Below are 14,895 nucleotides of genomic sequence, written 5' to 3' on the forward strand. Positions count from 1 at the left end.
TGTCCGTTCCGAGTTTTGTTGGTGTGCGAGTTGCTCGTGAGCTGCGGTTCGCCATCTTGGTCTGGACGATGTTTGATGGTGGTGTCCAGGTCTAGTTGGCGGATTGTGGCTGCCTGAACCGCTTGTCAGTTCGTTGGCTGTTCCAAATCGCGCCGCGGAACTCCTGCATGTCGGGTGACCATTCTCGGATGATCACGGGGCGAAGTGTGACGTGGTGCAGGACGGCGTCACCCATCCCGCGGCGGTCTTTCAGCGCGAACCATGCCGCGGATCGGATGGTCCGTTCTGCGCTGGGTAGTTTCATTCGTCCGACCTGGCTGGGTTTGCGGTTTCCTCGTGCGGTGGCGAAGGTGTTCGGCGGCGTGGTCGGTGGTCGCCAGCAGTCGGTCGCGATCCAGTGCGCAATGGCGTCTTGTTCTGCCTGTGGCTGGTAGTCGTGGTCACGCAGTCTCCGACGAACCTCGGCAACGAACCGCGTGAGTTGGTCCCCGCCGCTTGCGGCGAATTGTCGCCAGCGGGGCGCGGCGATCAGCGGGGCGAGATCGACCGCTTCGGGATAGAGGCAGGCGAATAGTTTCGACGCGGTGAAACTCGACAGTTCAGCGCCCGCGGGCATGAACTGGAAGCTGCGTTCTCTCCAGATCTGTTGTTGCCGGTGTAGTCCGCTGGTGGGGCGGAATATTTCCCATCGATGGGCGCAGATCATGAAGGCGGTCAGCACGGCGTCGTAGGTCGCGCCCGGGCCGAAGTGTTGGACGAGGCGCAGGTGTTTGCGCTGGGCCGCGATCACCTCCCGGTTTCCCCGCAGCGAGGGACCGTGACTGTCGTTGTCGGGTGGGCCGATCCAATAGTGGTGCCGGGTGCAGACGTAGCGATGATGCGGCAGGATCCGCCAGACCGGTCCGCCCGGGTGGCGTGCGTCGCAGCGTGGGCAGCCCGGTTGCGGACGATGCCGAAACAGCGGCCAGTGCTCCGCGGTGGCCCGAAGCTCGGGCAATGCTCCCGCCAGATGCTCGGCTGGTCGGCCGGTCAGTGCCGACATTCGTTCGGCGGTCACGATCCGCCGGGCCGCTGTCGGGCCGGGAACGCTCACGCTTTTCCAGAGTTCGTCGCCGTCGAGGTGGTTCAGCGCAGCCAAGCGCGCCAGGTAGGAGGCGACGATCTCATGATGGGCGGGGGCGGCGGTGCGCGGCAGGCGCCGCGGAAGCGCGCGCCTCACCGGGGCGCTGCCGCAGACGTCCTCGATGTCGATGCCGCGATCGGTAGGTTGCTGCGTTGTGCGGCGTAGTCGACCGGGACCAGGTCGAGCAGGTTGCTGGTGATCTTCTCGGTGCCGTCCTCGATCGCGAGGATCGCTGCGCCGCGGATGATTTGGGAAAGGCTGCCGATCATGCCACCGCTGCGGCGGTAGAGCTGCTCGGCCATCGAGGCCAGCGTTCCCGGGATGTGGTCGCGCAACCGCAGCGTCGACTCGACCGCCGCGACCAGGGCTTGCCATTGCGTGCGTTGCTCGGCGGTGCCGTAGGCGAACGACGTGGCCGGGACGACGGTGAACCGCCCAGCGATCTGACGGCCGCGGGGACCGGCGAACAATCCTTGTGCTTCGACTTCGACCCCGGCGTAGATGAACGTCGCCGGAAGTCGTTCGGCGAAATATTTGAGTTGATCGGAGGCTTCCGCGCCGGAGCGGCTGGTCAGGGAGATGTTGTGGATCTCGTCGACCAGGACCAGGTCGACGTGAGTGTGCGCGGCGACCGAGCAGACGGCATCGGTGATGTCGGTGACGTTGGCGCGGGTCGGGAAGTCCAGGCCGAGGAAGCGCGCGAACTCGACGGCCAGCATCCGCGGTGTGGCCGCCGGTGGAACGGTGACGTAGATGATCGGCAACCGCTCACCTTGGCCGGGATAGCGTCGGCGGACCGCGATTTCGTGTGCGCGTCCGAGTTGAGTGAGCGCGGTGGTCTTGCCGGTTCCCGACATGCCGCTGATCACCATCCCGCGTCGGGCCGAGATCTGACGGCGGTTGAGTTGGACCAGCAGCCGTCCCGCCGAGATCACTTCCTGGATCGTCGGAGTGTTCACCAACGGGAGATCCGCGTGGTAGTCCAACAATCGGTCCTCGTGTGCGGCGCGATCCTGCGGTGTCATGCCCAGCAGTTGCGCGGCAGTGAGCAACGGTGGCGGCGCGGGGGTGTGCCCGACGAAACGGCCCCATCCTTCCTTGGTCGTCAACGGGCTGTCAGGCGGGATCGCAGTGATGGTCTTCGCGGACGACGCCGGGGTGTAGGCGGACTCGCGTCGGCGGACCGGTTTGCGGGTTCTGCTCGTCATCTCCACTTCTCGGCTTCAGTGGCGGCGTCGAAAATCCCGAACGGGATCACCGTCGCCTCAACAGATTCGATCGAGGTCGGTTCGACCGGTTCAGCATCGGATGTCGGTGGGCGATGTGTCGCGGCAGCGACCCTGCCGCGGGCAGCGGCTCTGCGGCCGGCGCGCTCGTTCGGCCGAACCGGTCCGTTCTCGCTGCGGGTCAGCAGATCATCGAGGGCGCGAGCGATGTTGGTCTCGTCGGTGTCGTCGACGCCGCGTTGGGCGAGCAGTCGGCGAGCTTCGCGCCAGGTGAAGTCAGCGAACGGTGCACTCACCATCGGCTTGTGCGTCCACTCGGCGGTGACCCAGCCGTTGGGGGTGCGGACGAACACCTGCGACAGATCGTAGGGGTCGTAGTGCACCTCCCAGAGATCCCTCTTCGCGGCGTTGCCCGAGGGCTGACGTCGGTGTGGCTCCAGCGCTTTCGCGTCGTAGGTGCGGTAGTCGAGGCGGATGCCGTAGTCGTTGATCGCCCGCCAGGTCACCGGCAGCAACTCGAGGTAATCGAGCCCGGTCAGCATCACCGGCAGATAGCCCGCCGCCGCGACCATCGCCGCATAGGCGTCGTTGGGCGACAACGCTCTGCGCGGGAAGTCCGGATCCCGCAGGCTGTCGTGCGGGCGCGGCTGCCAGCCCGCGATCACCCATTCGTCCAGCAATTCCTGCAACTCCGGGATCGTCCAGACCGCCTGCTCGTCGACGCGTTCCCCGCGGCGGCTGGTGTTGGCGCCGGTATAACCGGGCAGGTGCTGACACCACAGAGTGTTGATCGATCCGAACGTCGCTTCGACGATCGCCTTGTCGGTCGGGGTGCGTTTGCGTGCGCGCTGGATCGAGATGCCCAAGCGTTCGCAGGCCCGGGTGAAAGTCTCGGAGATGAAGACGTTCCCGCCGTCGATCGTGATCGTGTCCGCCACGATCACCGGCTTGGCTGCCGCGCGCGCCATCCGCTCATCGACCGACATCAGCCGATCGTGGGGCAGCCGTGACGCCGACATCGCCAACGTCGCCGACCATCCCGGTCGCATCGGCTCGGGAACCAGCATCCGCGCCAGCAGCAGCGCCGCATCGACCGCCTTCGTTCCGACCGGTCGCAGCACCGCCGCGCAGATCGTGCGGGTCGCGACGTCGACCGCGATCGTCAGGTCCGCGCGCGAGAGGACCCCGGGCTCCAACACCACCATCACATCCAGCGGTGTCGAATCGATCTGGATCTGCTCACCAGGCCGAGCCGCCAACGTCGGAGTAAACGGCCGCGCCGGACGATTCGCTGCCTGCCGCCGCGTCACCGCCGAGGCGAAGCTGTGCCGCCCCGTCGATAACGCCTCGATCAACGCATAGAAGGTGCTGCGGCCCGGCAACGGGACCACGTCTGGACCGTGCTCTTCCTCCAGAGCCTTGCTCACCCGCCGGATCACCCGCGACCGCGTGCCTGTCGAAGCACCGGTCTGCGCGTCCAACTCTCGGCGGACCGCAGTGACGACTCGCTCATCGACCCGACCGACCGCCGTCGACTCGCGCAGCACCCGTTGGTCGACCAGTCCCCAGAGTCCTTGCTCTGCATAGTTGGCGCGCAGCCGCTGGAGTGTCCGGACACCGACCCGCCGACCCGCGTCGGTCAGCTCGGCCGCCTTTGCCGTGTCCCGCTCATGCTGTGTCCGCGTCAGCGGATCGTAGGTCGCGCGGCGAGCCCCGTCCGGCGCGACGCCGGTGGTGATCTCGATGATGTGTTGTTCCCACTCACGGGCCGTAGCCAGGGCCGATTCGGGTAGCGAGTCCAGGATCCCGAATGGTGTCATCGGCTGCCGCGGTTCGGATCCGACGACTTCGAAGTCCGCCGAACCCATCAGATAGGCGGCGAGCACGACGGTCTCGACGCCGTCACCGGCCCGCAGCCGGACCGAGGTCCCGCTCACAGCGACTACTTGATGCTCGGTGTTGTCGAACACTATCCAGTCACCGACCCGGAGCACCGAATCCCTCTGGGCCATCATCGCATCGCCGTCACGATCGTCTCCCCGCGCAGCGGCAGGGAAAGGTCTGCGTTCAGTTCGTGTTGCCAGATCAGATGAAAGAGCACCGGCAACACCGCGATGCGATCCCCCACCGCCGTCGCGCCGTCCATCAGTGTCAGCGGATCAGCGAACGCAGCACGAAGTCGCTCGGCGATCTCGGAGATCCGATGACGAGGATGCCGATACCCGCTCAGCCATCGAAGGTTCGCGGTGACGATCGGGTCCGGGGCACCCAACAGCCGATACTCCCACCCGACGAGCTCGCAAGCACGGCGAGTCGATTCGAACGCCGCCAAGTCACGCGGCCCGCGCCGATCCACCGGTCGACAGTCGATCACCACCCCGGTCCCGTCGACCTTGCGGACAAAATAGTCCGGGGCGTGTGACCGCGGCCGAGGAGCCGGTTCCTCGGCCGACCAGAACAGCCAGAACGGTTGCGAGGCAATACCCACCACCGCCGGGTCGAAGTCCAGCGCCACCAGCTGGTCACGTTCCAGCCAGGACTCGAACCCCACGTGCCGCCCCGTCGTTGCCGACCACCACTGACCAGATAAATGCCTCTGGCCCCGATAAGAACGGAACCGACGCACCGGCCGCAGCGATTCCAACCGCAGCGACCACGCCTCCGCCAACGGAACCCGCACCTCGCCGACCGCATCGGCCGAGTAGGACAACTCGAACACCGACAGCGCGTATCGCGCGCCCCCTTCAACCACGTTCAGCCCCGCCGACGTCACGGGCTGTGATTCTCAACCACCCAGCAGCACAGCGCAACGCGTACCACCCAGCTCGCCCACGAACCTCCGAACACCGCCGACCTCCGGTCGGCGAAGCGAAGCGACGCGGTGGACCGAAAATCGCACCGACTCCTGTACCGGTCAGCCGATCACTTCGCGTACTCTGCTCGCCAACAAAACCTGGACTTCGCCACTCACTCGCCAACTACATCTGGACTTCGCCAACTAAAACTGTAACGGACACGTGCCGCCTCATCATCGCGCCGCCTTTCGTTTTTCCTCTGGTTACGTGCAGACCTCTTGCACCCGGGATAACGAAACGATGACAAACTACTGATGCTGGCGCGCATCTGTACAAGCTGCATCGGTAAGTTCGCTGGCGCCGAGCATGTTCGGGTTGTCAGATGGAGTGGTGACGGCGACCCTGCACAAGGTCACCGCAGGCGATGGCTATGAGTACTTCACCCGGCAAGTCGCAGCCCACGATTCCTCCGAGCGGGGGCACTCGGCGCTGGCCGACTACTACTCCGCACGCGGTGAAACACCTGGAACATGGCTCGGCTCAGGGCTGCCCGGACTCACTGTCACCTATCGAGACCGCAGCGTCGATCCCGAACAGCAACCCGAAGCCCCAGCAACCGACAACGAGGTCAAGAAGCACCCTGCCCCGCCGCTCGATCCGGACCGCGATCGGTACCCGGTCCGTGAAGTCGATGCCTCCCGTGTGAACGCCGGCGACATCGTCACCGAAGAACAGATGCACGCGCTGTTCGGATTGGGAATGCATCCCCAGGCCGCGGCGATCACCGGCGAGATCGTCGCCCTCGAGGTCGCGCTCGGCGCCACCCGCGCAAACGCGGAACGCGCTGCGGCCAAAGCATCCCGGCTCGGTCGCCCGTTCCAGGTCCACAACGCCGACAACCCGTTTCGTCAGCAGTGTGCGCGTGCGTTCTCCGAGTACAACACCGCCCACGGCCTCGCGGCCACCGACCCTTTGCCTGAGGAAGTCCGAGCGCGGATCCGCACCGCGGTCGCACGTGGCATGTTCCGATACGAACTGGGACGGGACCCGTTCAACGAACGCGAACTGTCGGGGTGGGTGGCACGCAACAGCCGCCAGCGCACGACCGCTGTCGCCGGGTACGGATGGTGTTTCTCCCCGCCCAAAAGTGTGTCGGTGCTGTGGGCGCTAGCACCACGCCAGGTTTCGGAGGTGATCGAACAGGCGCAGCGTGCGGCGGTCCAGGACGCGATCGACTACCTCGAAGCCAACGCCACCTACACCCGGCTCGGGCGGCACGGGGTGCGTCAGGTCGATGCCGAGGGGCTGATCGCCACCAGTTTCGAACACCGCGACTCCCGCAGCGGCGACCCCGATTTCCACACCCACATCGTCGTCGCCAACCGGGTGCGCGCCATCGAGGACGGTCAGTGGCGCACCCTGGACGGGACGATGTTCTACAAGTCCGTTGTCACCGCCAGCGAGATCTACAACACCCGCCTCGAACATCACCTCGAGACGAAGCTCGGCCTCGGATTCGCGCCCCGGCCGGGCACCGACCCGAGCAAACGCCCGATCCGCGAGATCATCGGCCTGGACCTGGCGTTGATCGAATACTTCTCCCGCCGTGACGCGCGCATTACCGCGCGTTTGGGGGAACTGACCGTGCGGTTCCAACGCGAACTCGGCCGCGATCCGACCACCCGAGAAATGTACGGGCTGATGCAGCGGGCGACCTTGGAGACCCGCCCGCGCAAACACGCTCCCCGCTCACTGGCCGAGCAGCGCGCCACCTGGCTCGAACAGGCCATCGAGGTCTTGGGAAGCCTCGAGGCGGTCACGGCGATGGTTACTCGAGTCCTGGAACCGATTCGAGTGTCACGCCCGCACATCGACGAACGTTGGATCACCGCGCAAGCCGATCAGGTGCTCGCCACGATCGCCGGTGAACGATCGGTGTGGCAGGCGACCCATGTGCGCAGCGAAGCCGAACGTGTCATCCGTGGCCGGGTCCCACCGCCGGACTGGGCACGGGTCGTCGACGCGCTCGTCGCCGAAGCACTCGCGCCGACCAGGTCTGTCGCCCGCGGTGACCCGGACCGGCGCGCCGAACCGGCGCTGCGTACACCGCCGCAGGCGTTGCGTCGCGCGAACGGGATGAGCGTGTTCACCACCGCCGGTAGTCAGCTCTACACCTCGGTGGAGACACTTTCCACCGAGGCGCAACTGATCTCGATGATCACCGAATCCCGCGGCCGAGCGGTGCCGACACCGGTCGTCGAGGCGGCGATCGCGGCCTACAACCTCCATCCCGATCACCGTGACCGTCAGCTCAACGAGGGGCAAGAAGCCGTCGTGCGGGCGTTCGCGACCTCGGGTCGCGGTATCCAGATCACCGATGCCCCCGCCGGAACCGGCAAAACGACCGCGATGATGGTTCTGGCGAGCGCATGGCTCGCGTCCGGTGGCAGGGTGTGCGGGCTGGCGCCGACGGCGAAAGCGGCCGGGGAGTTGAGCGCGGAGATCTCCGCGCCGGTCAACACCGTCGACAAACTCCTGCACGTGATCGACAGCCACACACCCACCCTCGAGTCGGTGATCTTCGACTCCGACGCACCCCCACCCCCGTTGCCGCAATGGATCCTCGACATCGACGACACCACCCTGGTCATCATCGACGAACACGTCCAGATCCCCGACCTATCCCGTTTACGGATCCTGATCTTCCTGCTCGATCGCGGTGCCACCGTGCGCCTGCTGGGCGACCAGTGGCAACTGCAAGCCATCGACGCGGGCGGCGCGGCACGCGACATGATCCACGTCGCCGGCCTCGACGCGTTGACTCTGACCCACGTCGTGCGCTTCAACGAAAAGGCCGAGGCCACCGCCAGTCTCGCCGTGCGTGAGGGCGATCCGGCCGGGTTGGGTTTCTACCTGGATCGCGATCGGATCCATGTCGGCAGTCCCGCCTCGGTTGTCGACGGGGCCTTCCACGCTTGGATCGCCGACCACACCGGCGGGCGTGAGAGCATCATGCTGGCCGCCACCCACGTCGTGGTCGACGAGCTCAATACCCTCGCCCGTGACTACCGGCTCTCCGGTCTCGAGAACCCGGGGCCCGAGGTCGAACTGGCCAACGATCAACGCGCTTCGGTCGGTGACACGATCCGTACCACGCTCAACGACCGGCGCTTGCCGGTCGGTGAGGACGATTTCGTGCGCAACGGCTACCAGTGGACGGTCACCGCGGTCCATCCCGACGGCTCGATCACCGCGGTCCGGCAACTCCCGCGCCGACGGCACGGTGAATCGGTGTACCTGCCCGCCGACTACGTCGTCGCCCACACCCGACTCGGTTACGCGGCCACCATCGGCTCCGTCCAAGGCGTCACCGTCGATACCAGCCACACCGTGCTCACCGGAACAGAGAACCGCTACCAGCTCTACGTCGCCCTCACCCGCGGGCGCCTCGCCAATCACCTGTACGTCACCACCGCCCTGGACGGCACTCCCGAGGAATCGTTCTGGACCGAACGCGCCGTGCTACCGCGCACCGCCACCGACATCCTCGTCGCGATCCTTGGCCGCACCGAAACGACCGCATCCGCGCACACCGAACTCCGCGAAGCTCTCGACCCCCTGCAACGCATGGGACGCGCCGTCGATGTCTACCTCGAGTCGCTCGGGGTAGCGACCGTGCAGGCGCTGGGACCCGACGCGATGGCCCGGTTGGATGCCGACGCAGAAGCCCTGCTGCCGACGTTGACCTCCGGTGCGGGATGGCCGGTACTGCGCCAAAACCTCGCCACCCTCGCCCTGTCCGGACGTAACCCCATCTCCGCGCTACGCGCGGCCGCCACAGGGCGTGAACTGTCCACCGCGCACAACATCGCCGCAGTGCTGGACTGGCGATTGGACACCACCGGCCACCATTCCAGCACCCCTGGCCCACTGCCGTGGCTCCCAGGGATCCCCGCCGGACTCGCCGAACATCCCGAGTTCGGCGACTACCTGGCCGCGCACGCCCGCATCGTCACCGACCTCGCCCATAAACTCCGCGATACCGCAGCGGGTTTCACAGTCTCCACTGCGCCGGTGTGGGCACGACCGTTGGTCGGCTCTGCCCCTGAGCTCCTCGCCGATCTGCTGGTGTGGCGTGCCGCCACCCGGGTAGCGTCCCAGGACCTGCGCCCGGCCGGGCCCGCCCGTCACACCGTGGCCGAACATCGCTACCACCATCGGCTCGCGCTGCTCGCCAACGAAGCCATCGGTGACGCCAACCTCGCGGCCACACACTGGGCGGCTGTGGTGAAGGAACTCGACGAGCGAATCACCGATGACCCGTTCTGGCCGATCCTTGCCGAGCGGCTCGACACCGCCCACCGCGCCGGAATCGACGTCACTGCCCTGCTCACCGAAGCCGCCGGCCGACGACCGCTGCCCGACGACATGCCCGCCGCCGCACTGTGGTCGCGCCTGGACCTCGACCCCGGTGCCCTTTCCAGCACCAGCGGTCCCGACGGTGGACTACGGCCGCCGTGGACCCCCGATGTCGTCGCCGCCCTCGGCGAGGAGACAGCCGCCAGGATCCTCGCCGACCCCGCCTGGACCTCGGTCGTCGCCGCCGTCGAACACGCCCTCACCACCACGGCTGCCGACGATGGACACGACACCGAGCAGCGTCCATGGACGGCGCTGGAACTTCTCACCCTGGCCGGTGACCTGCTACTCGACGGCCGCGGATCCGACCGCGACCGGCTCCGCCCCGATCAACTCGCCACCGCGTTGGCTTGGCGGATTGACGCCATCGCACACCATCGCCCCACCTACTCCCCCGACGACTCCGACGAACCACCGCCGGATCCCGCGTTCGAACCGGAAGAGGACCCGGTCCCCGAAGACGTCGCCGAATTCCTCACCACCGCAGCGGAGCACACCATGGCCGAGCCCACGAACGCCACCGGGGATTCCGACACCGATCCCACCGCAACAGACGACGAGCCCGACACCCGAGACACCGGCCAGAACAACGAATACGCCGCGATCGCCGCGCAGATCCGAGAGGTCGCCACCCGATTCGCCGCTGGCAATCCCGACCAAGCCTATGAACTGTTGACGGCGCTACCGCTGACCGAGTCCGACCGCAGCATCATCCGCCGCGTCGCCAAAACCCTGCGCCAGTACGCCTTTCCTGTCGCAAAGGCACGGCTCCTACACGCCGCCACTGTCGATGACAGCCTGAAACCGATCATCGTGGCCTGCATTCCCGACACCGACCCCGGCCTATACCGACGTGAACAAGGCCCGCGGTGGGAACCGCCCCGCGACAACCAGCGACGCCGCGACCGCACCCAGATCCGCGACCGCGACGAACAACGGCAACGCGGACGAGCCGCCACCGACCGGCACCGCCAGATACTCGGAACCGACCACGATGACACCATCCGCCCCGCAGGTATAGACCGCACCTTCGTTCTCGACGACGTCATCCATCCTGCGGGCGACGAACGTACCCACCGCGATCCGGTATATGGCAGCGGCGAAGGCCCCGACTACACCGACACGAGTGCCCGCAACTTTCCGTGCGTGGCTTGTGAACTCGATCTGCCGGTGCAGGACCGAGCCCGCTTCAATCCGAACACGCGGCGCATGGATCACCCCGACGGACTGTGCTCGGACTGCCGCGAACAAGGCGAGCCAGGCATCCCACCGCACGACCCCGCGCACTACCTCGAAGCCCGCTGCGCTTTCATCACCGAAACCCGTACACCCGCAGCCGCGATCGCTCTCCTGCGCAGAGACTTCCACCGAGCGCCACTCAGTGCCCGATTGATCATCAGACAATGGGTAGAAGACCACGACCTGTCCGCGAGAGCCGAGGCCGACTCCCATCCCGCCGTCGCCGACGAACCGGCATCCCCCGTGGAGCCGACACCGCAGCAGCTCACCGATGCCGAACTGGCCCGCGAGATCATCGAACTGACACAGCACATCGCCTCGCTCCGCGCGATCGACGCCGCTGTCTCCGCGCCCTCGCAGCCGCCGACACAAGAGCAGCGCAATAACGACATCGCCGCGATCGACGCCATCAACCACGCCCGCGCCACCACCGCCGAAGTCGACGCCATTACGGCGCGAGTCCGAGACGTATCAGGACAAATGGCTGCCGCACGAACCGAGCGAGTCGGCGCACGACGCAAACAGCAGAAAGACATCGATGCCACGCTGACGGCGCTACGCACCACCAAACAGGCACTACTCGTCGAACTCGACCGTGCACGCGGCGAACAACACGGCGCCCGCCGCCACGCCGAATTCTTCGCCGGACCCGCCGACCAGTGGGACGCGATCCTGGCCAAACCCAGCATCCGCCCGGACGCTGTTCCGGCGCCTCAGTCCCGCACGGTCCAACCCGCGACAGACCTCAGCGCCCTCACAGAACAGCTCACCCTCCTGCACACAGAACAAGACCGACGCCGAGACCTCGACATTCGAGACGTCCCGACCCGGCCGACCGTGCGCACCGACCAACCAGCCCTCGACACTGATCCGACCCCACGGCAACAACCCGATCCAACCATCGACTACGGGATCGACCTGTGACACCGAAGGGGTAAGGTTCGCACCGAAGTACCGTGCCTCGGACAGATCCACCCATTCGGAGAACGAACCAGTGGACCCAGGACCGCAGCGCGGTGGGGTAGCGAACTACTCGATCGAACGAACTGCGACCCGACACACAATCGGGATGTGTCCGATGAGCTGAGCGACCGCGAGCAGGCCATGCGTCTGTTGCCATTGCCTTACTCGCTGGCGTTGCGTCTGCGTGAGGGCGGGATGGACTCCGCGCTGATTTGCGAGTATGTCGGGGTCGAGCCCGAGTCGCTGGAAGGCGTACTTCGGTTGGCCGAGACGAAACTCGCCGCCCTGATCGACTTGTCGGCCGAACCGGCCGGCGACGAGACCGGGCCCGGTGTGGACACGGTTTAGCGGTGCTGTGGCGCGCGGTGGGTCGGGTCATTCTCGTGCGGTTGCCGACGTTGCGGACCTCGTGAGCGCGCATCGAGGTATTGGCCGCAATGCCTGAGCGCGCAGGCTGTTTCCGCACAGGACCGAGACGGGGTTTGTAGCATCTGTGACTGTGAGGCACGAGTGGCCGCTGATAGGCCGCGCGGAGGAGCTGGCGGTCATCGACGCGGCGATGCAGCGGCGTGACAGGTCCGGTGGGGTCGTGCTCGCAGGCGCCGCGGGGGTAGGAAAAACTCGTCTTGCGCGCGAAGCGGGCGAGTTACAGAGGCGTCGAGGCGCACGGGTGTGGTGGGTCACCGCGACCGAATGCGCGCGAGCGGTGCCGCTGGGCACGTTCGCGCAGTTCGTCCCCGAGACCGGTGATCCGCGCACGTTGGTGCGCCGGGTCGTGGATCGGATCGTGGGTGAGCCCGGCCGGGTCGTAGTCGCTGTCGACGACGCGCATTTGCTCGACGATCTGTCGGCGCTGGTGGTGAATCATCTCGTGCTGCAGGAACGTGCGACGGTGGTGGTGACGGTGCGCACCGGTGAGCGGGTTCCGGACGCGATCGCGGCGGTTTGGAAGGAAGAGCATCTCGAACGGCTCGAGATCCAGCCGTTGTCGCGACGCGAAACCGAGGTTCTGGTGGCGGCCGCGCTCGGTGGTCATGTGGAGGCTGCCACGATGCGGCGGTTGTGGCAGCTCAGTCGAGGCAATGCGCTGTTTCTGCGTCAACTCGTCGTCCCGGGCTCACTTCGCTGGGACGCGGGTGTGTGGCGGTCTGCTGAGGTGGTCGAAGTGCCACCTTTGCTGACCGACATGGTCAATTCCCGGATCCTGACGCTTCCGCAGCAGGTGCGCGCGGTGATCGATGTGCTGGCATTGAGTGAGCCACTTCCGGTCGGACTGGTCGACGACGCGGTCGAGCCCGGCGCGGTGGAACAAGCCGAGGACTGCGCGGTCGTGACGATCGAGTCCGGCCAAATCCCGTGCAACGTGCGGCTGGCTCACCCGCTGTTCGGAGAGGTCCGCCGCGCCGGGATGGGCGTATTACGTGCACGACGATTGCGAGGCGAGATCGCGACGGCGTTGGCGGACAAGGGTTCCTGGCACATCGACGCACCGGAGCGCCGCGCGATCCTGCTTCTCGAGTCCGATCTCGCCGCCGACGTGGCACTGTTCGTGCAGGTCGGTGAACGGGCGCTGGCGTTGTCCGATTTCCGGCTCGCCGAACGCCTCGGCCGCGCGGCCACCGCCGACGGCGGTGGATTCCCCGCGCAAGCGATCGTGGCCTTTGCGGCGCTGTGGTCGGGCCGGCCCGAGAATACCGACACCGAGCTCGCCATGTTGACCGAACTCGCCGTTGACGACGACCAGTTCGTGCGGGCCACCGTGACACGAGCGACGAATCTGGCCTACATGCTCGGTTACCCCGACCGGGCCCGCGCGATCCTGGACCAGGAAACCGCCCGGGTCTCGGCGCCGGGCCCGCGCGACACTCTGCGTGCCCTGCACGCGATGATCGACACCTCGAGCGGCGCACAGGAGGCGGGACGGGACGTCGCAACCGAGATCCTGGCCTCACCCACCGCCGACGACGCGGCGATACTACTGGCGTCGGTGGCCATGGTCATGTGGGCGGCGACCACCGGCCGGGACGAGCTGGCCGACCACATGACCCGAGGAACGATCGCCAGCGAACGAGTCGCCGAGTTCGCGAACTTCCGGGCGCCGTTGACCGTCACGTATGTCAGTGGTCTCGTCTGGGCCGGTTACCTCGATCGCGCCGCCGCAGCGGCCGTGCAGTATCGGGAGTCGGTCGCGGACTCGCCCTATGCGCAGGGTGGATACCTGGTAGGCATCACTCGGCTCGCGTGCGGGGACCTCGAGACCGCCCAGCGTGAATTGGAGCAGGAGTGCCGACGATTGGCACCGCTGGGCCGTTCCGGCGGTGGCGCGTACCGCGGTGCCTTGACAGCCTTGACGCCGTGCATGGCAATCCTCGGCAATCTGGACGCTGCGCACGTCAGCCAAGCCCGAACCCGGCGTCACCCCAATCCCACCACTGCGTTCCATGAACCGTTCGAACACCTCGCCGACGCCTGGGTTGCCGCAGCCGAGGGCAATGTCAGCGCGGCCATCGCCTGCGCACACTGTGCCGCTGCGATCGCGCGGCGGCTGGGCCAGCACATGCACACGGTCATCGCGTTACACACCGCCGCCCGGTTCGGGGACCGGACCGTCGCAGCGGAACTGGCCGAGTTGGCCACCCATGTGCGGGGCCCCAGAGCCCGTGCCGCAGCCGCACACGCCGCAGCCCTGGCCGCTGATGACGCTGCCGCGCTGAACGCCGCTGCGGCAGCATTCGAAGACATGGGAGACCGACTCTGCGCCGCGGATGCCGCCTCGCATGCCGCGGACTCGTTTACTCGCCACGGCCGGCGTGGTTCGGCGAACCTCGCCGCGGCGCGGGCTCTGCGGCTGGCCGCCGCGTGCGGCGGCGCACGCAGCCCGGCACTGTTGTTGGTGGCCAATCCGCTACCGCTCTCGCAGCGTGAACGCGAGATAATCACCCTGGCGGCCCAGGGCCTGACCAACCGGGAGATCGCCGCGCGGTTGACGCTGTCACCGCGCACCGTCGAAGGGCATCTCTACCGGGTCAGCAGGAAACTCGGTGTCGCCGGCCGCCACGAGTTCGCCGCGCTGCTCGGCCTCCACAGCGAGTAGACGCCCACCCATCCATGACCAGGAAGAAACGGTCGT

The 14,895-nt window shown here is 66.9% G+C and carries 7 protein-coding genes; 3 read left to right on the forward strand and 4 right to left on the reverse strand.

Annotation, left to right across the window (positions count from 1 at the left end):
* Nucleotides 1-91: 91 nt before the first annotated feature.
* The 4 genes from OG225_RS40510 to OG225_RS40525 are packed head-to-tail and all read right to left on the reverse strand — an operon-like array spanning nt 92 to nt 5,122.
* The gene (locus OG225_RS40510) at nt 92-1,219 is read right to left on the reverse strand and encodes a TniQ family protein (protein WP_331758286.1); all 1,128 of its coding nucleotides are present in this window, start codon (nt 1,217-1,219) and stop codon (nt 92-94) included.
* Nucleotides 1,216-2,331 carry an ATP-binding protein gene (locus OG225_RS40515; RefSeq protein WP_331758288.1) on the reverse strand — a complete coding sequence of 372 codons (1,116 nt, stop codon included), beginning with the start codon at nt 2,329-2,331 and terminating at the stop codon, nt 1,216-1,218. Before OG225_RS40515 ends, OG225_RS40510 begins: the two co-directional genes overlap by 4 nt.
* A complete protein-coding gene (locus OG225_RS40520; RefSeq protein WP_331758849.1) occupies nt 2,328-4,361 on the reverse strand; it encodes a Mu transposase C-terminal domain-containing protein in 2,034 nt (677 codons plus the stop codon). Before OG225_RS40520 ends, OG225_RS40515 begins: the two co-directional genes overlap by 4 nt.
* Nucleotides 4,361-5,122 (reverse strand): TnsA-like heteromeric transposase endonuclease subunit, encoded by a 762-nt coding sequence (locus OG225_RS40525; RefSeq protein ID WP_331764093.1) that lies wholly within the window; start codon nt 5,120-5,122, stop codon nt 4,361-4,363. Before OG225_RS40525 ends, OG225_RS40520 begins: the two co-directional genes overlap by 1 nt.
* 397 nt (nt 5,123-5,519) lie before the next feature.
* Here OG225_RS40525 and mobF point away from each other — a divergent pair, with 397 nt between their 5' ends.
* The 3 genes from mobF (at nt 5,520) to OG225_RS40540 (ending at nt 14,859) form a co-directional block, all read left to right on the forward strand.
* Nucleotides 5,520-11,726 (forward strand): MobF family relaxase, encoded by a 6,207-nt coding sequence (gene mobF / locus OG225_RS40530; protein WP_405183625.1) that lies wholly within the window; start codon nt 5,520-5,522, stop codon nt 11,724-11,726.
* A 147-nt stretch (nt 11,727-11,873) separates the two neighbouring features.
* Nucleotides 11,874-12,113 carry a hypothetical protein gene (locus OG225_RS40535; RefSeq protein ID WP_405183626.1) on the forward strand — a complete coding sequence of 80 codons (240 nt, stop codon included), beginning with the start codon at nt 11,874-11,876 and terminating at the stop codon, nt 12,111-12,113.
* A 151-nt stretch (nt 12,114-12,264) separates the two neighbouring features.
* Nucleotides 12,265-14,859, forward strand: a complete 2,595-nt coding sequence (locus OG225_RS40540; protein ID WP_331758296.1) for a LuxR C-terminal-related transcriptional regulator — start codon at nt 12,265-12,267, stop codon at nt 14,857-14,859.
* Nucleotides 14,860-14,895: the final 36 nt, after the last annotated feature.

It is taken from the genome of Nocardia sp. NBC_01377, assembly GCF_045040005.1.
Taxonomy (GTDB): Bacteria; Actinomycetota; Actinomycetes; order Mycobacteriales; family Mycobacteriaceae; genus Nocardia; species Nocardia noduli.

Bases quoted from the DNA above. Each gene is read 5' to 3' on its own strand.
- OG225_RS40515 (WP_331758288.1), bottom strand. From the start codon at position 2,331: ATGACGAGCAGAACCCGCAAACCGGTCCGCCGACGCGAGTCCGCCTAC.
- OG225_RS40520 (WP_331758849.1), bottom strand. From the start codon at position 4,361: ATGGCCCAGAGGGATTCGGTGCTCCGGGTCGGTGACTGGATAGTGTTC.